This is a genomic window from Pseudomonas sp. v388, assembly GCF_003935425.1.
Classification (GTDB): Bacteria; Pseudomonadota; Gammaproteobacteria; order Pseudomonadales; family Pseudomonadaceae; genus Aquipseudomonas.
On sequence record NZ_RHQN01000012.1, the window covers coordinates 34,899 to 60,738 of the forward strand.

Below are 25,840 nucleotides of genomic sequence, written 5' to 3' on the forward strand. Positions count from 1 at the left end.
TGCTCATGCGCGATATATCCAGGGAGGCGCGATGTCGCTGTGCTTGACTATCACTAGTTACCATAAGATCACCCCCGGACAATGTCCTGAGAAATCAATGGACATGGGCGTGATGGCAATTGGCCGTGGTCAAGAAAATGACTGGGTACTGCCTGATCCGGAACGACTGGTTTCGCAAAAGCACTGCGTTATTCAATACAAAGACGGCCGTTACTATCTAACGGACTTGAGTACCAATGGCGTGGAACTGGTAAATGCCGGAGTACGTCTGCGGAGGGGCAACAGCGAGCCTTTGCAGGATGGCGAGGTTATCCGTATTGGTGAGTATGAGCTTCGTGCGCGGATCGACTTCAAGATGCAACTGGTCGACGGCGGCATCTCAGGTGTCGACTCTGCGAACAGTTTCGAAGCCTTGATGGCGCGCCAGGGTAATCAGGCACCCTTGTATGACCCCGTTGCCATGCCTCCACCGGCTGTCGCCGCGACGGCCCAGTTCATGGGCGGCTCATCTCAGGATACCTTTCCCGATCTGTTCGACTTCCTGGCACCGTCGAGCGTGGCACCGCCTACCCGACCTGACCACGTGCCGGCGCAACGGCACGATTTCCGGCCGCCCGCGCCCGTGAGCCCGTCGGTTCCAGCAACGCCGGTCGCGCCCGTCGTCGAGCCTGCGGCTGGGGTCGGGCTGATTCCCGATGACTGGGACCCTTTTGCCGACATCGCCGGCAGCAGCCTGCCGCCCGTCGTGCTTGCCAAGCCCGAGCCCGGGGCCGCTCCCGAGCCTGTTGCCCCTGCGGCCGAGTCCAGGCCAGCCGAGCCGGTTGCCAGCGAACCCGTAGCCGCCCCACACGTGCGACCCGACTTGCTCCAGGCTTTCCTGCGCGGCGCCGGCCTTGATCAGTTGCGGATCGACACCGTGCAGGCCGAAGCGCAGATGGAAGCCATCGGACGCAGTTATCGGCTGATGGTCGAGGGACTGATCGATGTATTGCGGGCGCGTACCAGCCTCAAGGGCGAGTTCCGTATGCAGCAGACCATGATCGGGCCGGTAGAAAACAACCCTCTGAAGTTCGCGCCGAACGCCGACGAAGCGCTGTTGCTGTTGTTGCGTCACGGCAACCAGGCATTCATGGCGCCGGAGCAGGCGGTCAGCGACAGTTTCGATGACCTGCGCGCCCATCAGCTGGCAGTGATGGCCGGCGTCGAGGCTGCCATCAAGCACTTGCTCAAACGTTTCGAGCCGGCGGAGCTTGAGGCGCGAATGGGCGGCAAGGCCGGTGGTCTGTCGAACCTGTTCAGTGGTTCGCGCCAGGCTCAGTACTGGCAGCAGTTCACCACGCTGTACAGCAACATTTCACGCGAGGCCGAAGATGATTTTCAGGATCTGTTCGGTCGCGAATTCAGTCGCGCCTATGAAGAACACAGTGCGCGACTGCGTCGTCGCTGAACCACATAAGTCAACCCGATAGCCAACGGCCCCGAGGAAACAGGATGTATCGCAGCGTTGTATTGGCAGCATTGACCGTATTGCTGCTCTCTGCCTGTGCCAAGGATGTGCAGCCTCTCGACCAGAAGCCCGCAGCGGCGACCGACAGCGCTACCACTCTCGACTTCCAGGCGGCCGCCGGGCTCAACCCCGGCGCTGACGGACAGCCTGCGCCGGTGCGCGTGCGCGTCTACGAGTTGAAGAACACCGGCGCTTTCATGCGCGCCGACTATTTCGCGCTGGCCGACCGTGCGGCAGCGACCCTGAGTGTCGATCTGATCGATCAGGACGAAGTGCTGGTGCAGCCCGGCGAGCGACAAATCGTGGTGCGCACGCTTGATCCTGCGACCCGTCACATCGGCCTGGCGGTGGGCTATCGCGAAATCGACCGCGCATTGTGGCGCGCCGTGCTCAACGTCCCGCCACACGGCGGCAGCGAACATCGAATCAATCTTGACGTGCGAGCCATGCGCACCGACGTCGTCAACCGCCCCGCTCAATAGGTAATCGGAGAAATCATGTCCTGGAACAATCGAGTGGTCTGGTCGGAAGGCATGTTCATCGGAACGCAGCACTTCCAGCAGCATGACCGTTACCTGGAAAACCTCATCGACGCGCGCAGCCGCCCGCTGTCGGCCGGCGCCTGGGGCTTCTCCGAGCTGTTGATCGACCAGGGCCTGCTGGCTCAGGGCAAGCTGGCAATCGTCTCCGCTCGAGGCCTGTTACCTGACGGGACGCCGTTCAACATTCCTCAGGATGATCTGGCGCCGAGCCCGTTGTGCATCGAAGACAGCTTGCGCGATGGCGTGGTGTACCTGTCCTTGCCGCTAAAGCGGGCCGGCGCGCGGGATACCGTGGATGAAGGTGAAGTGGTGGGCGCTGCGCGGTATGTCAGCCAGGTGCGCGAAGTGCGCGACGACAACGCCCCGTTTGAGAACCGTGCGCCGGTCGCCATCGGCTCCCGTGCGCTGCGTTTGCTGACGGCTCAGGACGGCTTGAGCGATTACGCAACGATTGGCGTGGTTCGGGTCAAGGAAAAGCGCGCCGATCAGGCGCTGGTGCTGGACGACAGCTACATCCCGCCATTGCTGGACGTCACCGCCAATCGCTCGTTATCGGCGTTTCGCAATGAGCTTCAAGGTCTGCTGCGCCAGCGCGGGCAGGCCCTCGCAGGCCGGGTAGTGGCATCGGGCGCGGGCGGCGCGTCGGAGATCGCGGATTTCATGCTGTTGCAACTGGTCAACCGTGCCGAACCGCTGATCAACCATCTCAGCCAGTTGACACCGCTGCACCCCGAGCGCTTCTACAGCGAACTGGTGAGCCTGGCCGGTGAGTTTGCGACGTTCTCCAGCGCCGAGCGCCGCCCGGACGACTTCCCGCGTTACCAGCACGACGATCTCGAGTTGAGTTTCACGCCCGTCATGCACGCACTGCGCGAGGCGCTGTCGATGCTGATCGACAGCAAGGCAGTGCCGATCCCGATCATCGAGAAGGCCTATGGCGTTCACGTCGCGATGCTGGCCGACAAGAATCTGATCGACAGCGCCAGCTTCATTCTGGTGGTGCGCGCCGATATTCCGAGTGAGACCCTGCGTGGTCGTTTCAGTCAGCAGAGCAAGATCGGCTCGGTGGAACACATCCGCGATCTGGTCAACCTCCAGCTGCCGGGTATCGGCCTGCTGCCGTTGCCGGTCGCGCCGCGGCAGATCCCGTTCCATGCCGGTTCCACTTATTACGAACTGGACCGTGGCAGCGAGCACTGGAAGCAACTGATGCACTCGGGCGGTTTCGCATTCCATGTGGCCGGAGAGTTCCCAGGCCTGAACCTGGCTTTCTGGGCTATTCGAGGATAAATCGCGATGCAGTCCAACGACGATTTTCCCGGGTCGGGCGCGCCGGCCGGCGACCGTACCCAATTCATGCCTCGCCCTGGTGGTCGGTCTGCGCCTGCCGGCGCGCCGCAGCCACAGGCGCCGTTGCAGGTGCCGTCCGCGCCGTTGAGCGGCGGCCAGGCGCAAGGGCTCAATCCGCTGGAAAGTGCAGCCGGTCCGTTGTTGGCATTGCTCACACGGCTGCGCAGCACCATCGCCCACCCCGCGCCTGCCAGTCTGCGTGCACAACTGCTGGCCTACCTGCGCCAGTTCGAAGAGCGGGCGGAAGAGGCGGGCGTGGTGCGCAACGACGTACTGCTGGCGCGTTACGTGTTGTGTACCGCGCTGGACGAAGCGGTCATGAGCACGCCTTGGGGCAGCACCAGCGAATGGGGCAAGCAAAGCCTGTTGATCACCGTGCATAACGAAGCCTGGGGCGGGGAAAAGGTCTTCCAGTTGCTCGATCACTGCCTGCAAAGTCCGCGTGAACGGCTGTACCTGCTGGAGTTGCTGTACCTGTGCATGTGCCTGGGTTTCGAAGGACGCTATCGGGTCATGAACAATGGCCGCAGCGAACTCGAAGCGCTGCGCGAACGCACCAGCGCAGCGATTCGAAGCGCACGGGGCGAATACGAGCGCGAGTTGTCGCCGCACTGGCGCGGTCTGACCATGGCGCGTGACCGCCTGACTCAGTTCATGCCGCCTTGGGTCGGCGTCGCAATCGGTCTGGCGCTGTTGTTGCTGCTGCTGTTCGTGTTGCGCCTGAAGCTGGCGTCCGATGCCGAGCCGGTGTTCAAGAACATCCATGCACTGGGCGAGATTCCAGTGCAGTCCATCGACCGGCCGGTAGTCCAGCCCAAACTGGTGGAACGGCCACGTCTGGCCGGCTTCCTGGCCGAAGAAATCAAGGCTGGCAAGGTGGCGGTCGAAGACGCGGTGGATCGTTCGGTGGTGACCATTCGTGGCGACGAACTGTTCGCTTCGGGCAGCGCCACTATCGTGGACGACTTCCAGCCGTTGATGCTGCGCATCGCCGATGCGATTCGCAAAGTGAAGGGCGACGTGCGGGTCGCCGGCCACAGTGACAATCGACCTATCGCAACACTGCGCTTCCCGTCCAACTGGGCGTTGTCCGAAGCGCGCGCCGAGCAGGTTCTGCACATCCTCGCGGCCAAGACCGGCCAGCCTCAACGCTTCACCGCCGAGGGCCGCAGCGACACCGAACCGCTGGCTTCCAATGCCACCGCCGAAGGCAGGGCGAAAAATCGTCGGGTTGAAATCACTGTGTTGGCGGAGGGGGTCGAGTGAAGGCGTTTTTCGGTTTTGTCGTTCGCTGGGTCGTCCCGCTGCTGGGACTGATTGCCCTGAGCCTGATCATCTGGTTCGTCGGCCCGCTGCTTGAAGCCCTGGTCCCGGAAGGACGTCGCTGGGCAGTGATTGCCCTGCTGTTTGCGGTGTGGATCGGTTATCGCACCTGGCGCATCGTCCAGGCCCGCCAACAGGCGGCCAAGGTCATGCAGAGCCTGGCCGCCGAAACCGCGCCGGATCCTGCCAGCGTCGCAACCGCCGAGGAACTGGCGATCCTGCGCGAACGCATGGATGAAGCGCTGGCTCTGCTCAAGAAAGCACGTCTTGGCGGCGATCAGCGGCGCAATCTGTACGAATTGCCCTGGTACGTGATCATCGGCCCGCCCGGTTCGGGCAAGACCACCGCGCTGGTCAACTCCGGACTGCATTTTCCTCTGGCTGCGCAGTTGGGCGCCGGGGCGATTCGCGGCGTGGGCGGTACGCGCAACTGCGACTGGTGGTTCACCGATCAGGCTGTGTTGCTGGATACCGCAGGCCGCTACACCACCCAGGACAGCCATGCGCAGGTGGACAAAGCCGCCTGGCTGGGCTTTCTCGACCTGCTGAAAACCCAGCGCGCCCGACGGCCCATCGACGGCGCGTTCATCGCCATCAGTCTTTCCGACCTGCTGTTGGGCAGCGAGGCCGAGCGCGCTGCGCATGCCATTGCGATCCGCTCGCGAATTCAGGAGCTGCACACTCAGCTGGGCGTGCGCTTCCCGATCTACCTGATGCTGACCAAGATGGACCTGGTGCCCGGTTTCATGGAGTTCTTCGACGCCTTGAGCAAGGATGAACGGGCTCAGGTGTGGGGCATGACGTTTGCGCTGGACGACGGCAAGAGCGTCGACGGTCCGTTGCAGGACTTCCAGAGTGAATTCGCCGCGCTTGAGCAGCGCCTCAACGCCCGGCTGGTAGAGCGCCTGCAACAGGAGCGCGACCCGGCTCGGCGCGACCTGATCTACGGTTTTGCACAGCAATTTGCGGCCATCCGCCAATCCCTTCAGCAGTTTCTCGATAGCGTGTTCAAGCCTAATTCGTTCGAGGAGCGTGCATTGCTGCGCGGTGTGTACTTCACCAGCGGCACCCAGGAAGGCAGCCCGATCGACCGTCTGATCGGGGCGATGGCGCAGAGCATGAACCTGGACCGCCAGCAGCTGGCGCGTCAGACCGGCACCGGCCGCAGCTATTTCATCGAAAAACTGTTCACGGCTGTGGCCTTCGCCGAACAAGGCCTGATGGGTGTCGATCCGAAGGTCGAGAGGCGCCGCAAGTGGATGGCCCGGGGCGTGCTGGCTGCGACCGTTGCCATCGTGTTGCTGGTGAGCGCAGCCTGGCTGGTGAGCTACAACGCCAACCAGGCGTATATCGCGCAGGTCGACCAGAAGGTCGCGCCGCTGGGCCAGACCGTGCAGAACCTGAGCCCGGCGCAGCGCGATGTGCTGGCGGTCCTGCCGTTGCTTAACGCGGTCCGGCATCTGGCTGGCGATCCGCCGTCCTGGTCCCGCGGGCTGGGCTTGTATCAGGGCGACATGCTGGAAGCCGAATCGAGCAGCGTCTACCGCAAGCTGTTGATTGCCGTGTTCGCGCCACGGCTGGTGACCCGCATCGAGGAGCAATTGCACAACGGTGGCTCGTCGGACTACCTGTACGAAGGCCTCAAAGCCTACCTGATGCTCGCCGACAACGAACATTACGATCCAGACTTCATCAAGGCCTGGATCGCACTGGATTGGGAACGCAGCCTGCCTCGCGATCTGGCACCGGAGCAGCGCCTGGCGTTGGGTGAGCATCTGCAGGCGTTGTTCGAGCGGCATCCGCCCAATGCACGCCTGGACCAGCGGCTGATCGACGATCTGCGTCGGCAGTTGCAGCAATTGCCGCTGGCCCAGCGAGTCTATGACCGGGTCAAACGGCAAAAACTGCCCGACGGCGTGTCCGATTTCCGGCTCAGCGAAGCGGGTGGCCGAGATGCGGCGCTGGTGTTCAGTCGCAAGAGCGGCAAGCCGCTGGCCGAGCCGCTCAGTGGATTGTTTACCGCCAAAGGCTATCGCGAAGGGTTCTTGCTCAGCAGCCTGAACCAGGCCGGGACCATCGCTGAAGAACAGTGGGTGCTGGGGCGTGATCAGGCTGAGCAGCTCGACGTCGCCAGCCTTGCCGCTGAAGTGCGCAGCCTGTATTTCCAGGACTATGTGCGCCAGTGGGATGCGTTGCTGGCGGATATCGACTTCGTGCCCATCACCAGCGTGGCCCAGGCGGCTGACGTGCTGCGGGTGATTTCCGGCCCGGCTTCGCCGCTCAAGAAGGTGCTGGCGGCTGTTGCGAAGGAAACCGACCTGCAAGCGGAGCAGCGTCTGTTGGCCGAGCAAGGCAAGAAAGCCGACGACAATGTCGATCAGCTCAAGCAGCGCTTGGGTTCTCTGCTCGGCCAGCAACAAGCCGCTGCCAACAGCGCGCCGGTCGCGGTGGATGATCCGGTCAGCGCCCATTTCGCCGAACTCAAGGCGCTGGTCAGCAAAGGTGAAGGCGAGCCTGCGGCCATCGATGCGTTGTTGAGCGACATGAATGCGCTCTACGTGCAGGTCAGCGCCATGGTCGGCGCCAGTGGCGACGCCTTGCTCGGCGAAGCCAAGAATCAGGCCTCAGCGGCGGCTGCGCGGGTCAGCCTGACTGCCGAACGCCAGCCTCGGCTGGTGCAGGGCCTGGTCAAGTCCGTGGTGAACTCCACCACCAACACCATGATGGGCGGCGTGCGTAACCAGCTCAATGCGGCCTGGGTCAGCGAAGTGGTGAACGTCTATCGCCAGTCCCTCGGTGGCCGCTATCCGATGTCTCCGGGCAGCGCCCGCGACGCAACGCTGGACGACTTCGGTCAGTTTTTCGGCGTTGGCGGCGTGATGGACAACTACTTTCGCAAGTACCTGCAACCTTACGTCGACACTTCGGCGAGCGCCTGGCGCTGGCAGCCGGGCGCGGCCCAGAAGCTGGGTATCAATGCCGGGGTGTTGCAGACGTTCCAGCGCGCCAGTGCCATTCGTGATGCGTTCTTCCGCGCAGGCGGCACTCAGCCGACCGTGCGCTTTGAACTCAAGCCGGTGGCGATGGACGCATCCATTACCCAATTCCTGCTTGACCTCGACGGACAGCAGATCAGCTACGACCACGGCCCGAGCCGTCCGGTTGCGATGCAATGGCCCAACCCTGGCAGTATCGGCGTGGTGCGGCTGTCGATCTCGCCGCCTTCCGCCAGCGGGCGGTCGGGCATTACGCTGGACGGACCGTGGGCGTGGTTCAGGCTGCTCGATCAGGCGGATCTGACCGCCGGCAATTCGCCGGACCGTTTCAACCTGCGGCTGCGGGTCGATGGCGCGAGCATCGCCTACGAACTGCGCGCCAACAGCGCGTTCAACCCGTTCAAGAGCCGTGTATTGAGCGGCTTCAGCCTGCCGGAGCGGCTATGACCACCTCAGGCTTTTACGGAAAGCTGGCCAGCCGGGGCGATTTCGTCAGCCGTGGCTTGCCGCAAAGCTTCATTCAGCCTTGGGACGCGTGGCTGGCGTCCGGCCTGCTGGCCAGTCAGCAACAGCTCGGCGCCGCCTGGCTGGACGCGTATCTGGTCAGCCCGCTGTGGCGTTTTGTGCTGGCCGCGGACGTCTGCGGAGCGGATGCCGTAGTCGGCGTGCTGATGCCGAGCATCGACCGGGTAGGGCGTTACTTCCCGTTGACCCTGGCCGTGACCCTCGACCATGAACAGGCGCTCGCGGGACTCATCGGCAGTGCGGACGACTGGTTCGAACAGGCGGAAGACCTGCTGTTGGGAACGCTGGAAGCTGACGCTACCTTCGAAGCATTCGAAGCCGGATTGCAGGCACTGGGCCGTCCTGCCGTGAATACCCGAGAAGCGGTCAGTGAATTCGCCGGGTTGCAGCGCTTTGCGGCCGCCTCGCCCCAAGCACGTCATGCGGCATTGGCCGAACAGGCGTGTGTCGGCGCCAGCCTGTGGTGGGGCAAGGGCTCGCAGAGCATTGCGCCCGGCTTGCTGCGTTGCTCAGGGCTGCCGGCCGCTGCGCAGTTTGGTCGTTTCCTGTTGGGCCGGGAGGCGTCGGTCTGATGCTGCCAGCTTCGTCCATTACGTATAAATCGGCCAGCTACAGCCATGTAGGCATGGTGCGTCAGATCAACGAAGACGCGTTCCTGGAAGTGCCCCAAGACGGGCTCTGGGTCGTGGCCGACGGCATGGGCGGCCATGCGGCCGGCGATTACGTCAGCAGCCTGATCGTGGACAGCCTGCGCGGCGTCCAGGCTCGCGACCTGCTCGATACCTACTGCGAGCATTTGCGTCAGCGTCTGGACGAAGTCAACGCTGCCGTGCGCGAAGAAACCCGGGTACGCGCCGTGAGCATGATGGGCAGCACCGTCGTGTTGCTGGTCGTGCGCGCCGATGAAGCCGTCTGCCTATGGGCCGGTGACAGTCGTTTGTACCGGCTGCGCGATGGGGTGCTCGAAAGCATCTCGCGTGACCACAGTTACGTGCAGGACCTGATGGACAGCGGGCTGCTCGATGAAGCCCAGGCGCGGGTTCACCCACGCGGCAATATCGTGACCCGCGCCGTCGGTGTTCAGGATCGGCTGGAGCTGGCGCAGGTCCAGCTTGAGGTGAAGCCCGGCGACAGCTATCTGCTGTGCAGCGACGGTCTGAACAAGACCGCCGAAGACCGGGAAATCCGCGACGTGCTCGGGCACCCGGACCCTTACGAAATCGTGCGCAGCCTGGTGCATCTGGGCCTGACCCGGGGCGCTCCCGACAACATCACCGCCATCGTCGTCAAAGCCGGGTAAAGAAAGAGCACATGGACATACTGATTCCTGGATTCGATATCGAGGGCGAAATTGGCGAAGGCGCCATGGCCACCGTGTACCTGGCGACCCAGCGCTCGCTGGAACGCAAGGTCGCCCTCAAGGTCATGGCCGCCTCGCTGGCCGCCGACCCTTCGTTCTGTGAACGCTTCCTGCGCGAAGGCCGCACCCTGGCGCGCCTGTCTCATCCGCATACCGTGACCATCCACGACATCGGCAATGTCGACCAGCTGTATTACATGGCGATGGAGTTCCTGCCCAACGGCACGCTCAAGGAGCGCATCGCCGCGGGCCTGGCGCCCGAGCAGGGCCTGCTTTACATTCGCCAGATCGCGTCCGCGCTGGGCTACGCCCATGAGCAGGGCCTTGTGCATCGGGATGTAAAGCCGGCCAACATCCTGTTCCGGGCAGATGGCAACGCGGTGCTGTCGGACTTCGGGATCGCCAAGTCGCTGGACGATCGCACCCAGTTCACCCAGGCTGGATTCGCCGTCGGCACGCCCAGCTATATGAGCCCGGAACAGGCGCGGGGCCAGGATATCGACGGGCGTGCCGATTTGTACGCGCTAGGCGTGGTGCTCTATGAAATTCTGGTCGGCAAGCTGCCTTACAACGGCGTTGATGCACTGTCCACGGCATTGGCGCACCTGACCGAGCCGCTTCCGGCGCTGCCGATTCATCATGATCGTTATCAGGACATCCTGAGCCGGCTGCTCGCCAAGGACCCGGCCGAGCGTTTTCCGGATGCCAGGACTTTACTCGCGGCGCTCGATCAACTGACGCTGGTGGGTGACGAGCGAACCGTATTTCAGCCGGTATTCAAAGCTCCGGTCGATGACGGGCTGGCAGGTCTGACGCCTGTTTCAATCGACATTCCTGTCACTGCACCACCTGCTTACAAGCCGGCTCCCGCGTCTGAATCCACGCTCGACAAGACCGAAGTCGATAAACCACGGCGCGGCTCTGCCGTTGCCTTGCTGGCGCTGGCCGTGGCTGCCGCGTTAGGTCTGAGTGGCGCGGGATACTGGTGGCTGAACTCCGGGTCGCCTGCATCGGTTCCGAGCGCAGCCACAGCGACGCCTGCGGCCAGCGCGACTCCGCCGGTCGTTCCGCAAGCTGCCTCGGTAGCCGCATCGACAAAACTGCCGGCCACGACAGACGCCGACGGCGGCCAGCGGCCATTGCTGATGGCAGGTAAAAAGACCCTGTTCCAGCGGGTATTGAGTAAGCCGGGCGCGGCCTATGCCAGCGCGCCGGGCCAGTCGGCCGATAAACCGCTACCGGCGTTTTCGGTGCTCTACGTCTATCAGCGACAGAGCCTCAATGGTCGCCAGTGGCTGCGGGTGGGTGCGGCCACGGACGGGCGCAGCGAAGGCTGGTTGCCCGCCGAACAGGTCAGCGACTGGAAACAGAGTCTGGTTTTGAAGTTCACGGAACGCTCCGGTCGTGCGCCGGTGATGTTCGTCCGCCAGCCGAGCGAATTGGAAAAGCTGATCGCCGATCCGGCAGCGGCGAAGAGCTTGTTGCTCAAGGCCCAGGCCGAACGCTCCGACAACAGCCAGGTTGTTGCGCTGGAGCCGGCTGCCAGCGCCGTGCCGCAGGACCAGTTCTACCTGCTGCCGATCTTCGAATCGCGGGAAAGCTTCGACGAAAACGGCCAGCCCGTGCAGTTGCTGAATGTAGCGTCCATCGATCCGGGCAACCTTCCGCAGAAAACCGCCGGCAACGAACTCCGCAAACCGACCGGGGTAGATGCGTTCCGTACCGCCATAGTGCTGGTGGTCGATACCTCCGTGTCCATGCAGCCTTACATTGATCGCGTGCGCGAAGTGGTTCACGAGCTGCAAAACAAGATCGCCCAGCGGGGCGAGCTGGACAGCGTCAGCTTCGGCCTGGTCGGCTTTCGCAATAACCCGGAAAAGACGCCCGGGCTTGAGTACCTGACCAAGACGCTGGTCACCCTGGATCAGGGACGTGATCCGCAGCGTTTCATGCAGCTGGCCCAAGAGGTCAAGGCCACTTCGGTGTCGAGCCACTCGTTCAACGAGGATTCATTTGCGGGTGTCATGCAGGCGGTCAATGGCCTGAACTGGTCCGGCTACGGCGGGCGCCTGATTCTGCTGGTCAGCGATGCCGGCTCGCTGCGCAAAAGCGATCCGTTGAGCGGCACCCAGATGAACGAAGCCGAGGTGCGCCAGGCCGCGCTTGGTAAGCAGATCAAGATCTACGCGCTGCATTTGCGCACCGATGCAGGCAAGAACAATCACGCCTTGGCCGAGCAGCAGTACCGCGTGCTGACCGCCGATGCCAATCCGAAGATCGGCGATTTGTACATTCCCGTTCAGGGCGGTGATGTACGCAAGTTCGGCGAGCGGGTCGACGAAATTGGTTCGGTGTTTGCCGACCTGGTGCATCAGGTTCGCAGCAACCAGAACCAGGCCGTGCCGCTGCTCGCTGCCGCGCCAAGCGTCGCAGAGAAGTCAGCCGCTGTGGGTTACGCCATGCACATGGACTTTCTCGGGCGCAAGGCGGCCAGTCAGGCACCGCAGCTGGTCAGCGCCTGGACCGCGGATCGCGACCTGACCAATCTGTCGCTGCCCGCCTTCCAGGTGTGCGTGATGCTGACCAAGCTGCAGCTCAACGATTTGCAGCAATCGCTGAAGCTGATTGTCGATTCAGCACGCAAGACCCAAACCTCGCCCAAGGATTTCTTTCAGGAAATCGCCAGCGCCAGTGCCTATATGAGTCGCGATCCGTCTGCTTTGCGCAAAGGCGGCAATCTGGCCGAAGGTGGCGTATTGGGCGAATACCTCGAAGGACTGCCGTACCGCAGTAAGTCGCTGAACATGACCCAGGATTTGTGGCTGTCGCTCAGCGTGGCCGAGCAGGAGGACTTCATCGACGAGCTGGATTCCAAGATTCGCTTGTATGAAACCTTCCACAACGATCTCGCCAATTGGGTGCGGTTCGGCGATGCCGAGCCGGGTGATGCGTTGTACCGCGTTCCTTTGTCGACGTTGCCGTGATGTTGAGCCTGCGCGATGTACACAAGACCCGCGGTGCGGATCGCCAGCGCTATAGCCTGGCAATCCCGCATCTCGAACTCGAAGCGGGGCGACAGTACGCGCTGGTCGGGCCAAGCGGTTGCGGCAAGAGCACGGTGCTGGACCTGCTGGCGCTGGTGTCCTCGCCGGACAAGGTACAGCGCTTCGACTTTTCCACGGCCCAGGGCGAATACGATATTGGCGGCCTGTGGCGCGAAGCCCGGCACGATCAGTTGGCCGGGTTGCGCAGTCGGCATCTGGGTTACGTCCTGCAAACCGGCGGCTTGCTGGGCTATCTGGATGTGCGCGACAACATTTCGCTGCCACGCAAGCTGCTGGGGCTGGCCGATGACGGCAGCGTGCAACGGCTTGCCGATCAGCTGGAGATCGGCGACCAGTTGCGCAAGAGGCCCGGCGCGCTTTCCGTCGGCCAGCGGCAACGGGTCAGCTGTGCCCGGGCGCTCGCCCATGCACCGCAGCTGTTACTGGCTGACGAACCCACGGCCGCACTCGACCCCCTCAACGCCGGTCGGGTGATCCAGTTGCTGCTCAAACAAGCCGAACGACAGGGCACCTGTTGTGTGATCGCAACCCATGACGAAGCGCTGGTGCGCGGCGCGGGTTTGCAGGTGCTGCGCATCGGCTGCGAGCGCGACGCCCATGGCGGTGTCGTTGCCACGCTGGAGGCCTGTCGCTGATGCGCGCTTCTCTGGTCGCTGGGATGGCCTGGCAGGACTATCGCGCCGAGACACGGTTGTCGGCGTGCAATGTGCTGGCACTGGTCGCGGTGATTGCGCCGCTGCTGGTGTTGTTCGGCCTCAAGTTCGGCCTGATAGGCAGCCTGACCGAGCGCCTTGAACGCGATCCCGCCGTGCGGGAAATCATTCCCCTCGGCGGCGGGCGTTTCACGGCACCGTTCATCGACCAGCTTGCCACGCGCCCCGATGTTGCCTTCGTGCTGCCGCGCACCCGCCAGATTGCCGCGACCGTCGACCTGACTCTGAACGGCCAGGCCGTGAACGTCGAAATGATTCCGACGGCCATTGACGACCCCTTGCTGGGCGCGTTGCCGGCCCCAAATCGGCTGGATACCGTGGTGCTGAGCAAGACCGCCGCCGACAAGCTGGGCGCCAGGACCGGCGACTGGCTGGAAGCCGCTTTCGGTCGGCAGGTCGATGGACGTATCGAGGCCCGGCACACTCGGCTGCAGATTTCGGCCGTGTTGCCGCTGGAAGCATTCGGGCGTGATGCGCTGTTCGCCTCCCTGAAACTGCTGGAGGCGGCCGAAGATTATCGGGACGGACGCGCCGTGCCGACGCTGGGGTGGCCTGGAGAAGCTACCGATTCCACCGTGCAGCGTATCTATCCGGCATTTCGTCTGTATGCCCGCCATCTCGATGACGTCGAGGGGCTGCGCCAATACTTCGCCAATCACGGGCTGCTGGTTTCCACCCAGGCGTCGGCCATTGCTCAGGTGCAGTCGCTCAGTCGCAACCTTTCCATCGTGTTCTGGCTGATAGCGGGTCTGGCAGTTGCCGGTGCCTTCGCGGCGGTCTTTGCCGGTGCGCTGGCAGCGGTCGAACGCAAGCGCCGTGATCTTTCGGTCTTGCGCCTGTTGGGTTTCAGCACGGGCGCATTGCTGTTGTTCGTGGTCTTGCAAGCGCTGTACAGCGGCGCAATCGCGGCCCTGCTGGGCGCGGGACTTTATGGTCTGGCCGAGCAGGGTCTCAATCGTTTATTCGGACAAGTGGCCGGTGAATACGCCAGCCACCTGTTGCCTCGTCATTATGTATTCGCCCTGCTGGCGGTCCTCGGTGCCAGCGCATTTGCCGCCGCGCTGGGCGGCTGGCGCGTTGCGCGAATCGAAGCTTCGGAAGGAATCAGAGATGTCTGAGTTGCGCGGCGCCGCCCTGGCGCTGGTCATCGCCACCTTGAGCCTGGCGTCATTGAGCGCCGGTGCCGACGACAACAAGCTGGACAACCCCAAGCCGTTGGCCGACGACGTCAGTCTGCCGTTGCCGTGCGGGGGTGAGATGGTGTTCCGCTATGTCTACATCCTGGCGCAAGGCAGCCTGGACGACCGCGAGATCAGCCTCGGCTATCCGTTCAGCGAAGGTGAGGCCGGCTATAAGCAATCGTTCATTTCCGGCTATCGCCGCGACTTCATCAACGGTCAGTTCACGCTCAAGGACTTGTCCGGCGACTGGCGCAAGACCATCAGTCCGCTGCTGCCCAAGTCCGAAGCCGGAACGCCGCTCAAGCCGATGATGTATTTCATTGGCAAATACGAAGTCACCGCACGGCAATACGCGCAGGTCATGGCGCAGGCGCAGGCGCAGGCGCAATCGCTGTCCGGTGGCGAGGCGGCTGCGGCCTGTGAAGCGCCGGCAGGCATGGAAGGGCGCTTGCCCAAGGTCAAACTGTCGCGCTTTGAAGCCGAGCGTTTTGCGGCGGTGTACAGCGCGTGGTTGATGAAAAACCATCGCGACCTGCTGCCGGTCAGCGGACGCGGCACGGACGTGGAAGAGGGCGGAATCGGCTTTGTGCGCCTGCCGACTGAAGTGGAGTGGGAGTTTGCCGCTCGTGGCGCTCAGGCGGTGAATCGTCAGGATCTGGAAGGCCGGCTGTTCCCGCGCCGTCTGGAGGGCAGTGAAAGCGATGGCCCGCTTGCCGACTGGGCGGTGTTCAACCAGGTCGCCGGTGGCACCGGCCAGGCCGCGCGCCTGATGCCGATCGGCACCAAATTGCCTAACCCCATCGGCCTGTTCGACGTGATCGGTAACGCTGCCGAGATGGTTCAGGAATCCTTCCAGCTGGTTCATGCCGGGCGCCGTCAGGGTGCATATGGCGGCTTCGTCGCCAAAGGCGGCAACTATCTGGAAGGCGAGGGCACACTGTTTACCGGCATGCGCCGGGAGTATCCGCTGTTTGCCGCCGACGGCAGCGAGCAGAGTAACGAGACCACCGGGTTCAGGGTCGCGATTGGGGCGTTGTCTGCGCCGCGCTCGCGTTACAAGGAACTGTTCGACCAGTGGCAGAAGGAAGGACGTCTTGCCGCGCTGACCGATGACATCACGACCGACGACGATCCGACCAAGCGCCTGGACAGCATCATAGCCGCCAGCGTCGATCCGCGTCTGCAAGCCGAGCTGGGGCTGGTCAACGAAGAGCTCAAGCGCAACGTTTCGCTGATCGCCCGGCAGCGCGAGGAAGCCGCCGGCAACCTGATCCAGTCCGCAGCGCTGGTGGCCGAGACCGTCAACAACTACAACATTCGCCTTACCAATCTCAAGAAAAGCCAGCAGCAGGCCGAGGCGGCGAAAGATGCCGCCAGCGCCCAGCTGTTCGGTACCGCCATCGCCAACGGACGCAGCGCGCTGGACGGCGCGGTGGCGATCTACATCGATAACCTGGCCACCGGCACCCGTTATACCGACGCAGTGATTCAGGCGCAGTTTCAGCGGGTCAAGGAAGAACTCAGTCGCAAACCGATCATCGGCAAGAGTCTGGTGGCCCGCGCCACCCTGTTCGTGAATCACGTCGGCGAGTACCGCAAGAACAAGCGCGCCGACCCGGAAACGATAGTGAAACAACTGCTTGCGTCGGCCGGTCAGCAATGACCGGCCGGTGTCTGGCAGCTAAAAAGGGGACTCGGGCGGCATCCGGCTGCGCCGAGCCAGTTAAACCTAAGGAAGAGAACGCAACTATGCTTTTGTCCCGTAACCCGCTCGTTTCTGCCTCTCGCGGCCGCGCCATGCTGCTGGCCACTGCCGGTTTCAGCGCCGTTCTGCTGACCGGTTGCGCCGGTTCTCCGGTGTCCAAGGTGGGCGCGTCCACCAAGGTCGAGTACTACCCGTCTTGCTATGAGCCGGTACAGCACTTGCGCCAGACCGATTCGGATATGACCAAATCGGTCGCGACCGGCGCGGCGCTCGGCGCAGTCGGTGGTGCCCTTGCCGGTGCCCTGACCGGCGACTCCGACAAGCGTGCTCGCAACGTAGCCATCGGCGCGGCCGGCGGCGCACTGGTGGGGGGTGCGGCGGGTTACTACACCGAGCGTCAGAAGCAGATCTCGGACGACAACCAGCGTATCGCTTCCTACGCCAGCGACATCAGCAAGAGCAGCGGCGACATCGACCGCAGCACGGCATACGCCAAGGCCTCGCAGTCCTGCTACCAGCGTGAATTCACCAGCCTGATTTCGGGTCGCAAGGCTAATACCATCGACGCCACCGAAGGCCGCAAGCGCCTGGCGGAAATCGTTGCCGGTCTGAAAGAGTCGAACGACCTGATCGCCGCCGTCAATGGCCGCGCCAGCGAAGACCTGAGCAGCTACACCCAGGCCTACGAGAAAGATCTGCAACAGGTTGGCGTGAAGCGTAACGACGTGGTGATCGTTGCCAACGCCGACGCTGCCCCGGTCGCCACCACGTCGACCAAAAAAGTGTCGAAGACCAAGCAACCGGCCAAGGCCAAACTGCCGACGGTGCCGAAAGAAGCCGTGACCACCGAGAAGACCTTGCAGCAGGCCAAGACCAAGCAGGCTGAAAGCCAGCAGGTCGCCAACGCTGGCCAGAGCCAGGTCAACAGCATGTGCAAGAACCCGGACGTAGGTGACTGGGCGCCGGTGCCTTGCCCGAACGTCTGAGCGACTGAGGCTCAACGTTGAATTCATCGGTCTCCGCAGGGAGGCCGGTGAAGTCTGGCAGATGGATTCAAGGAAGACCGATGTCCCAAGTCATGATCGGGTTGAGCAACAGCCCCTCTCAAGTTATGGCGCGTCAGCGCATCGAAAGTCGGATCAATGTCCGAAAACTTTTCGCAGCCATCGACTCCGATCCCGGAATCGTTGGTGCAGGTGTCGTGTACATCGATGCCGATTTCAACGTCGTCACCCTTCGCGAATTCACGCCGATCTGTAGCATTCAGCCCAAGCGGCTGATTCTACGCGAGGCGCAGCGGCACATCACCCCGCAACAGTTCGTCCAGCAAGTCCAGAGCAGTCCCAGGGAATCGCGCCTGGTGTATGAAGCGTTGAATACCACCTTGTCCTGTGGCGGCGCGATTCTTGGTTGGATTGCGATACTCGGTGCTGGCGGGGCCGCGCCGTTCACGGCCGGAGCCAGCGCGGTTATTGCCAGCATGGGTGTGGCATCAACCGTAGCAAGCACGGGCCAATGCATGATCGGCCTTGCACGTACCGTCAACGAATGGGGCGATCCGGCTGCCAATGACATGCTGGACGATGCCGAGTGGTACCAGAACGTATCATCCATACTGGATGTGGCATCACTGATGGGCGTCGGGGCCACCGGGCTTGCAACCTTCAAACTGATGCGGGCGCGCAAGGCCGCCACGGGCCGTGCCTGGTATGACCTGACCCGGGAGTTGAATCGGCAGCAACGCAAGGCATTGACTCAGGAGCTGTTGACGCTTCAGAACCCCAGGCTGACGCCGCGGTTGCTGAAACTCCAGCAACGCAGCGGCGCACTCCCCCGGCGCATGACACCTACCGAATTGAGACCCGCGACCGTACTGCAGATGCAGGATGTCTGGAGCATGGGAATGGGGCTGGCCGGTAGCGGCCGCGTGCAAAACATGGCGGTGGGGCTTTATGAGGAGCTTGCCGAGTGACCGGCATGGGCGTTAACAAGGAAAAGAAGTTGAGTAAGAAACAGCGCGATACCTCTGGCGAGGACGGCCGTAAGAGCGCGTACTACTGGGATTTCCTGGCTTTCCTGAGGCGTTATTTTCCTTCGTTCATCAGCTCCATCTTCATGTGTATCTTTTCGATAGCGCTTGCGACGGTACAGGTGTTCCAGACTCATTTCAGTCATGACCCTCAACGAGCGAGCTATATGGTGGGCTTCCTGCTCGTAGCTTCAACGGTTCTGACTCTGGGCGGTTTCATGCTCAGTCGGGGACGGTTGTGGGCGACCTGGATACTGGTAGCCGTCCTGGTGGCGTGCATGTTGGTTGTGCTTTCAAGTGTGCCGGTACGTACGCATGCGCCTCACCTGATCACATACGTACTCAGTCTGATATTCCCGCTGCTTGGGCTGCTGTCGCTCAACAGCGAGCGTAGTCGGGAACTGCGCAGACAGTTTGTCTATAACCGTTCGATGCGAGCTTCTCTCCGGCAAGCCAGTTGCCAGCAAAACCCGCTCGAACGCCACCGCGAAAACCTGCGCAAGAAAAAAAGCCGTCGCCAATAGCCGCCCCTTTCCCGCAGACAATAAAAAACCCGCCGAGGCGGGTTTGTACAAAGACCATTCCAACTCCCTGTCGGCAGCCATCCGGGCATGGTCGATCGTCCTTGATCCTGGTGAACTCCTTGTTCACCAGTTGTTGGATCCAATCTTACGGGCAATACCACAGGCCACAAAGGGCCAACCTCCGCTAGCGCGTGTAAGCCTTTCGCTATGCTGGGGTGAGCTTTAGCCGAAGGTCTGGTCTCGAAAGCCTTGGGTACAGGCTATAACTGAGTACAGTCAAACCTGAAATCACCAGCCTGTACGGGCCTAGAGCTAACAATTCGCCAAGGTGTTCGTAATGTCGATCTTCAATCAGGGGCTTGCCAAAGGCCCGGCCAATCACATGGCCCTGACACCGCTCAGCTTTCTCGAACGTACCGCCGCCACGTATCCCGATTATCCGGCTGTCATCCACGGCGCCATTCGCCGCGACTGGGCGCAGACCTATCGACGCTGCCGCCAGCTGGCCTCGGCATTGAGCCGGCAGGGCGTGCAGGCGGGCGATACGGTCGCCGTGATGCTGCCCAACATTCCGGCCATGCTCGAAGTGCATTTCGGCGTGCCGATGCTCGGTGCGGTGCTCAATACGCTGAATGTCAGGCTCGATGCCTCGACCATTGCCTTCATGCTTAAACATGGCGAGGCCAGGGTGCTGATTGCCGACCGCGAATTCCATACCACCCTCCAGGCCGCGCTGGCGCAATTGGACAATCCACCGCTGGTCATTGACGTCAATGATCCTGAATACGGCGAAGGCCGGCCGCTCAGTGGCCTTGACTACGACAGCCTGCTGGATTCGGGCGATCCGGACTTCGACTGGCAATGGCCGCAGGACGAATGGGCACCCATTTCCCTGAACTACACCTCCGGTACCACCGGCGACCCCAAGGGCGTGGTCTATCACCATCGGGGTGCTTTTCTTAATGCCATCGGCAACCAGATGGCCTGGGGCATGGGCTTGCATCCGGTGTATCTGTGGACGCTGCCGATGTTCCACTGCAACGGCTGGTGTTATCCGTGGACCATCACCGCCCAGGCCGGCACCCATGTGTTTCTGCGTCGCGTCGATCCACAAAAAATCATCCAGCTCATCGAAACGCATCAGGTCAGCCACCTTTGTGGCGCGCCCATCGTGCTTAATGCACTGGCTAACCTGCCCGAGGCGGCGCAGATCGGCTTTCGGCATTCCGTGAGCGCCATGACCGCCGGCGCAGCGCCTCCGGCCCGAGTGATCTCGTCAGTCGAGGCGATGGGCATCAGCATCACCCACGCCTATGGCCTGACGGAGACCTACGGGCCGGTCACTGTGTGTGCCTGGAAGTCGGAGTGGGATGAGATGACGGCCGATGATCGGGCGTCGATCAAGGCGCGTCAGGGCGTGCGTTATCCGACGCTGGAAGGGGTCATGGTCGCTGATCCGGTGACCCGTGAGCCGGTCCCCCGCGATGGTCAGACCATCGGCGAGATCTTCATGCGCGGCAATACCGTGATGAAAGGCTATCTGGGCAATCCGCAGGCCACCGACAAGGCGTTCGAAGGCGGCTGGTTTCATTCCGGTGACCTGGCGGTCTGGCACGCCGATGGTTATCTGGAGATCCGCGACCGCAGCAAGGACATCATCATTTCAGGCGGCGAGAACATCTCCACCATCGAAGTCGAGGGCGTGCTGTATCGTCACCCGGCGGTAATGGAAGCGGCGGTGGTTGCCAGGCCGGATGAGAAATGGGGCGAGACGCCGTGCGCGTTCATCACCCTCAAGGTCGGCCAGGACGATACCAGCGCGGAGCAGATCATTCAGTTCTGCCGCGAGCGCCTGGCGAGCTTCAAGGTGCCCAAGACCGTGATCTTCACCCAGCTGCCCAAGACCTCCACCGGCAAGATCCAGAAATTCCTGCTTCGGGAATGGGCCTGTTCGGAGCCGGGCACGAACACTGAGGTCAAGGGGTGAACGTGGTTGCTACTTCACAATAGCGCTGCTCGGTGTCCGCACTTTTTTTATCGCGGTCACGGGCGGCGCGCCTGGTCCACTCGCGGCACAGCTCCTTGAAGTGGCCTTGTGCCGACTTGCGACATTCACGCCGCTCTACCGAGCGGCTGGTGAAATTGCCGCACACGCTGTCCTGATCGATGTGGTTGTCGTACATACGCCATTCGGCACGATAGCGGTCCGAACCGTCCCACTCACGGATCGACATGGAAACCAGCGTGTAAGGTTTTGCGCGCGGCTCCTCCTTGCGCGCCGCGCCGGATTTGAAGTCGGCCAGGTAACTGTGCGACACCATGCCCTTGGCCGGTTCGGTGTGGGCCGGACGAGGGACTTCGCCAAAGCGACAGTTCAACACGCTTTCGTCGATGACGTTGCCGTCCTTGATGCAGTTATCCAGAGGCTTGACGCCGGTGGCGGCTGGCTGCACGGCGGCTTGCGGCGCGACATACGACACCGGGCGAGCAGCCGGGCGCGTGGTTTCAGCCGCTGGCGGCTCCATGACGGGAGCCTGTGGCACGGCCTGGGTGTCTTCAGGTATCGGCGCGCTGGCAGCCACCAGCGCGGGTGCGGGCCTGACCAGCAAGGCCGAGCTTACCCAACAGGCCAGGCTGACGAATGCCAGGCAGGCGATCACCAATCCGTAAGGGCGGGACTTGCGGCCGCCAGGTAGCGGTTTTCGACGTGGGTGCGAACCCAGCACCACATCCACCTGGGCCGGATTGAGACGCTCAATGAGCGTGACGCCGTTGTCATCGGCTTGTTGTTTGGATTCCATTCCTGCTCCTCGGGGCGCAACGCCAGACAAGGGTTCCCGGTAGTCTTCGCGCAAAAAAGTAAAGTTACACCGATGTATCGGCAGCCAGGCGATTTCCTGCAGGAACGGACCGGGCGGCGCTCCGCTTGTCCGCGAAGAGGCCGGTATGCCCGCCGCAGATGTATCGACCGGGCCTGTACCTTCGCGGTCAAGCCTGCTCCCAGGCAATTGCGGCGCCTGAACGCAAACTGGCCGCTTCGAGGGCGGCCAGTCTGGTCATACGGTATGGATCAATGGCGCCAGTGACGCTTGTGCTTGCGATGGCCGTAATGCTTGCCGCGTGGGCCGTGGCCATGGCGATAGTCGCGACGGTCGTCACGGCCACCACGGTAGCGGCGATCATCGTCGCGGCTTTCGTTGCCCATGTAGTTACCCAGTGCCGCGCCGGCGCCGCCGCCTGCTGCCGAACCCACCAGGCTGCCAGTGTTGCCGCCTACACTGCGGCCCAACACGTTACCGCCGGCAGCGCCAAGGCCACCGCCAATGGCCGCTTCGGTACGGTTGCGACGGTCTGCGCCCACCGCGCCACCGGCCGCGCCGCCCAGGCCGGCACCGATTGCCGAACCTGTACTGCCGCCGATCTGTTGACCGACGACTGAACCGAGTACCCCACCCAATGCTCCGCCTACGCCGGACTCGAGATTACCGCCAGCTGTGGCGAAACCGCTTGCAAGCGTAAGAGACAACAACAGAATCGAGGAATACTTCATGTGTGGAATCTCATAGGGATGACGGCGCGATCCTGAGGTCAGACCGCATCCATGGCAACGCAAATCCGACGAGTAACACGATTGGTACACAAATACCTAAGTTACTGTTTTCACTAAGGAACTTAAGTGGGTTTTGGCAGTCTGAGGTTACTTGATCAAGGCCCGTTTCTCGCGAAACGGGCCTTTTTTGTGGGCAGGGATCAGACGATCCGACCGGTCTCGCTGGCTGGCTCGAGGCGAATCGCCACGAACTTGGAGGTTGGCGTATGGCTGCCTTCGCCAACACTTTCCAGCGGTACCAATGGGTTGACTTCCGGGTAGTAAGCCGCCGCCTGACCGGCCGGAATATCGAACGCCAGCAGCGTGAAGCCTTTGACGCGGCGTTCCACGTTATCGCTCCAGATCGACACGATGTCCGCTTTCTGGCCCGGCTTGAAACCCAGGCGAATGATGTCGGCCTCGTTGACGAACAGCACGTCACGCTGACCTTTCACACCGCGATAACGGTCGTCCAGGCCATAAATGGTGGTGTTGTACTGATCGTGGGAACGCATCGACTGCATGATCAGGTCCGGCGTCTGGCCAGTGGCGCTGATGCCTTCGTGGATCAGCGTCAGCGGCAGCGTGTTGGCCTTGAAGTTGGCGCGAGTGGTCGGCGTGTTCCAGCGGCGGGCGCCGGCAGCGTTGCCCAGGTAGAAACCACCCGGATGTTTCAGGCGCTCGTTGAAGTCCTTGAAGCCGGGAATGGTATCGGCGATCAGCTCGCGGATACGGTTGTAGTCTTCCACCAGCCACAGCCAGTCCACCGGCTTCTTGCCCAGCGTCGCGTTGGCAATGCCGGCAATGATGGCCGGTTCCGAGCGCATCAGCGAGCTGGACGGCTGCAACTGGCCGTTGGAAGCGTGGACCATGCTGAACGAGTCTTCCACGGTCACGGCTTGCGGGCCGTTGGCCTGCATGTCGATATCGGTACGGCCAAAGCACGGCAGAATCAGCGCATCCTTGCCGTGGAACAGGTGGCTGCGGTTGAGCTTGGTGCTGATCTGTACGGTCAGGTCGCATTTGCTCAGCGCCGCTGCGGTGCGGTCGCTGTCCGGCGTGGCCTGGGCGAAGTTACCGCCCAGAGCGATAAAGACCTTAGAGCTGCCGTCGGCCATCGCACGAATCGCCTCGACCACGTTGTGGCCGTTGTCGCGCGGAACCTTGAACTGGAAGCGCTTTTCCAGCGCGTCGAGCAAGGCCACCGGAGGACGCTCGTTGATGCCCATCGTGCGGTCGCCCTGCACGTTGCTGTGGCCGCGCACCGGGCACAGGCCCGCGCCCGGCTTGCCGATGTTGCCGCGCAGCAGCATCAGGTTGGAAATTTCCTGGATGGTCGCCACCGAGTGACGATGCTGGGTGATGCCCATCGCCCAGCACATGATGACGTTCTTGCCCTTGGCGTACATGCGCGCCGAGCGCTCGATATCCTCAAGGGTCAGGCCGGACTGCTCGACGATCTCGTCCCACGTGGTGTCGTCCAGGGCCGCCAGGTAATCCAGCACACCTTGGGTGTGTTCGTTGAGGAAGGCGTGGTCGAACACCGACGGCGCATTGGCAGCTTGGGCTTCGCGTTCCCATTGCAGCAGGAACTTGGCCATGCCACGCAGCAGCGCCATGTCGCCACCCAACGCAGGGCGGAAGTAAGCGGTATTGGTCGGGCGGTCGCCGTTGGTCAGCATCTCGATCGGCTGCTGCGGATGCTGGAAGCGTTCCAGGCCACGCTCCTTGAGCGGGTTGACGCAAACTACCTGGGCGCCGCGCTGGACTGCTTCGCGCAGAGGCTCAAGCATGCGCGGGTGGTTGGTGCCGGGGTTCTGGCCCAGGACGAAGATCGCGTCAGCATGTTCGAAATCTTCGAACGTGACGGTGCCTTTACCCACGCCCACGCTCTGGGACAGCGCCACGCCGCTGGCTTCGTGACACATGTTCGAGCAATCGGGGAAGTTGTTGGTGCCGTAGGCGCGCACGAACAACTGGTACAGAAAGGCCGCTTCGTTGCTTGCCCGACCGGAGGTGTAGAACTCGGCCATGTTCGGGCTGGGCAGGTTGCTCAGGTGCTTGGCGATCAGCGAGAACGCGCCGTCCCAGCTGATCGGCTTGTAGCGGTCGGTTTCCTGGTCGTAGACCATCGGCTCGGTCAGGCGGCCTTGGTACTCCAGCCAGTAATCGCTCTGCTCCAGCAGCGAGCTGACGCTGTAGCGGGCGAAGAATGCCGGGTCGACACGGCGCTTGGTCGCTTCCCAGTTGACGGCCTTGGCGCCGTTCTCGCAGAACTTGACCATACCGCTTTCCGGCGAGTCGCCCCAGGCACAGCCGGGGCAGTCAAAGCCGCCGTTCTGGTTGGTCTTGAGCATCATGCGCAGGTTCTTCAACGCGTTGTCGCTGCCCAGCCAGTGCTGGGTCACGCTGATCAGCGCGCCCCAGCCACCGGCCGCGCCTTTGTAAGGCTTATAGCGGGGCTTTGGGGTCTTGTCGGCTTGGTGATGCATGCTCACGGTTGAATCTCCATAGCAGGGCTATAAACCCGCGGCGCACTGTGCTGCGGCAGGTGAATTAAATTTAGGTTATGACGGCGTGCCCATTGCAGGGCCAGGCCGGTGGGCGACGACAGGCTGACCAGCGTCTGGATACCGGCGCGCAGGACTTTCTGGATCAGCTCCAGGCTGCAGCGGCTGGTCACGACAGCAACGCCGCCTTGCAGCGCGATGCCCTGACGGATCAGCGCGCCGATCAGTTTGTCGAGGGCGTTGTGGCGCCCAATGTCTTCACGGCCCAGCAGCAATTGCCCGTGGCTGTCCATGAAGATTGCGGCATGCACAGCGCCGCAGTGGCGCCCTAGAGGTTGGAATTCGCCGATCCGCTGCCTGAGGCCGTCCAGCCACTCGACAGGCGGCAAAGGCGCGCCGGGTAACACGTCAAGCTCGGGCAATGCCTGCTCGACTGCTTCCACGCCGCACAGTCCACAGCCGCTGGTGCCGGCCAGTTGGCGGCGTTGCTGCTTGAGGTTCCAGAAGGCGCGGCTGGCGATTTCGACTTCAGCCTGCATGGCCGAGCCGCAACCGCTGAGCTTGAAATCGTAGATATCGTCGGGGGATTCGATAATGCCGCTGCCCAGGCTGAAGCCGACGATGAAGTCTTCCAGATCGGTCGGGCTGACCAGCATGACCGCCTGGCTGATGCCGTTGTAGGCAATGGCCAGCGCGACCTCTTCGGCAAGCGCGGCGTCTACCGACTCGTCCCCTTGGAGGTTCGAATAAGAGTAGGTCTTGCTTGCTTCGGGCACGGTCCCGGTGGCGGGCGCCGTGACGTCCGTGCGCTTGACGTGCATGGGCTCAGATACCGGCAGATTAGTGGCCCTAAGCCTAGGCCTCTTGTCCGATATCGTCTAATCGCTAGTTCTGATGCGCCGATAGATGACGTCGATCAAT

At 62.6% G+C, this 25,840-nt stretch carries 19 protein-coding genes; 15 read left to right on the forward strand and 4 right to left on the reverse strand.

Annotated elements, in window-relative coordinates:
- Positions 1-31 precede the first annotated feature (31 nt).
- The 15 genes from tagH (at position 32) to EGJ27_RS23655 (ending at position 20,807) form a co-directional block, all read left to right on the forward strand.
- Positions 32-1,447: a type VI secretion system-associated FHA domain protein TagH gene (gene tagH / locus EGJ27_RS23590; RefSeq protein WP_125833153.1), complete on the forward strand. Its 1,416-nt coding sequence runs from the start codon at positions 32-34 to the stop codon at positions 1,445-1,447.
- Positions 1,448-1,491: 44 nt separating this feature from the next.
- Complete coding sequence (gene tssJ / locus EGJ27_RS23595) at positions 1,492-1,989, forward strand: type VI secretion system lipoprotein TssJ (protein ID WP_125833154.1); 498 nt, start codon at positions 1,492-1,494, stop codon at positions 1,987-1,989.
- Between the two features lie 15 nt (positions 1,990-2,004).
- A complete protein-coding gene (gene tssK / locus EGJ27_RS23600; protein WP_125833155.1) occupies positions 2,005-3,339 on the forward strand; it encodes a type VI secretion system baseplate subunit TssK in 1,335 nt (444 codons plus the stop codon).
- Positions 3,340-3,345: 6 nt separating this feature from the next.
- Positions 3,346-4,665 carry a DotU family type VI secretion system protein gene (locus EGJ27_RS23605; protein WP_125833156.1) on the forward strand — a complete coding sequence of 440 codons (1,320 nt, stop codon included), beginning with the start codon at positions 3,346-3,348 and terminating at the stop codon, positions 4,663-4,665.
- Complete coding sequence (gene tssM / locus EGJ27_RS23610) at positions 4,662-8,165, forward strand: type VI secretion system membrane subunit TssM (protein WP_125833157.1); 3,504 nt, start codon at positions 4,662-4,664, stop codon at positions 8,163-8,165. Before EGJ27_RS23605 ends, tssM begins: the two co-directional genes overlap by 4 nt.
- Complete coding sequence (gene tagF, locus EGJ27_RS23615; protein WP_125833158.1) at positions 8,162-8,815, forward strand: type VI secretion system-associated protein TagF; 654 nt, start codon at positions 8,162-8,164, stop codon at positions 8,813-8,815. Before tssM ends, tagF begins: the two co-directional genes overlap by 4 nt.
- Positions 8,815-9,543 (forward strand): PP2C family serine/threonine-protein phosphatase, encoded by a 729-nt coding sequence (locus EGJ27_RS23620; protein WP_125833159.1) that lies wholly within the window; start codon positions 8,815-8,817, stop codon positions 9,541-9,543. The genes tagF and EGJ27_RS23620 overlap by 1 nt, the downstream gene beginning before the upstream one ends.
- A gap of 11 nt (positions 9,544-9,554) precedes the next feature.
- Positions 9,555-12,587, forward strand: a complete 3,033-nt coding sequence (locus EGJ27_RS23625; RefSeq protein WP_125833160.1) for a serine/threonine-protein kinase — start codon at positions 9,555-9,557, stop codon at positions 12,585-12,587.
- Positions 12,587-13,303, forward strand: coding sequence for an ABC transporter ATP-binding protein (locus EGJ27_RS23630; protein WP_125833161.1), 717 nt, complete (start codon positions 12,587-12,589; stop codon positions 13,301-13,303). Before EGJ27_RS23625 ends, EGJ27_RS23630 begins: the two co-directional genes overlap by 1 nt.
- Complete coding sequence (locus tag EGJ27_RS23635) at positions 13,303-14,499, forward strand: ABC transporter permease (protein ID WP_125833162.1); 1,197 nt, start codon at positions 13,303-13,305, stop codon at positions 14,497-14,499. The genes EGJ27_RS23630 and EGJ27_RS23635 overlap by 1 nt, the downstream gene beginning before the upstream one ends.
- A complete protein-coding gene (locus EGJ27_RS23640) occupies positions 14,492-16,225 on the forward strand; it encodes an SUMF1/EgtB/PvdO family nonheme iron enzyme (protein ID WP_125833163.1) in 1,734 nt (577 codons plus the stop codon). The genes EGJ27_RS23635 and EGJ27_RS23640 overlap by 8 nt, the downstream gene beginning before the upstream one ends.
- A gap of 86 nt (positions 16,226-16,311) precedes the next feature.
- Entirely contained in the window at positions 16,312-17,253 is a 942-nt protein-coding gene (tagQ, locus tag EGJ27_RS23645; RefSeq protein ID WP_125833164.1) for a type VI secretion system-associated lipoprotein TagQ, read from the forward strand.
- 80 nt (positions 17,254-17,333) lie between these two features.
- A complete protein-coding gene (locus tag EGJ27_RS23650) occupies positions 17,334-18,239 on the forward strand; it encodes an NAD synthetase (protein WP_125833165.1) in 906 nt (301 codons plus the stop codon).
- Entirely contained in the window at positions 18,236-18,820 is a 585-nt protein-coding gene (locus EGJ27_RS24815; protein WP_158619388.1) for a hypothetical protein, read from the forward strand. Before EGJ27_RS23650 ends, EGJ27_RS24815 begins: the two co-directional genes overlap by 4 nt.
- Before the next feature lie 337 nt (positions 18,821-19,157).
- Positions 19,158-20,807, forward strand: a complete 1,650-nt coding sequence (locus EGJ27_RS23655) for an acyl-CoA synthetase (protein ID WP_125833166.1) — start codon at positions 19,158-19,160, stop codon at positions 20,805-20,807.
- On the opposite strand, the gene EGJ27_RS23660 is transcribed toward EGJ27_RS23655, so the two are convergent.
- The 4 genes from EGJ27_RS23660 to fdhD form a co-directional block, all read right to left on the reverse strand.
- Positions 20,797-21,621 carry a hypothetical protein gene (locus tag EGJ27_RS23660; RefSeq protein WP_125833167.1) on the reverse strand — a complete coding sequence of 275 codons (825 nt, stop codon included), beginning with the start codon at positions 21,619-21,621 and terminating at the stop codon, positions 20,797-20,799. The genes EGJ27_RS23655 and EGJ27_RS23660 overlap by 11 nt on opposite strands.
- A 269-nt stretch (positions 21,622-21,890) precedes the next feature.
- A complete protein-coding gene (locus EGJ27_RS23665) occupies positions 21,891-22,370 on the reverse strand; it encodes a glycine zipper domain-containing protein (protein WP_125833168.1) in 480 nt (159 codons plus the stop codon).
- A gap of 200 nt (positions 22,371-22,570) precedes the next feature.
- Positions 22,571-24,901: an FdhF/YdeP family oxidoreductase gene (locus tag EGJ27_RS23670; RefSeq protein WP_177523094.1), complete on the reverse strand. Its 2,331-nt coding sequence runs from the start codon at positions 24,899-24,901 to the stop codon at positions 22,571-22,573.
- A 2-nt stretch (positions 24,902-24,903) separates the two neighbouring features.
- Complete coding sequence (gene fdhD, locus EGJ27_RS23675) at positions 24,904-25,740, reverse strand: formate dehydrogenase accessory sulfurtransferase FdhD (RefSeq protein WP_125833170.1); 837 nt, start codon at positions 25,738-25,740, stop codon at positions 24,904-24,906.
- Positions 25,741-25,840: the final 100 nt, after the last annotated feature.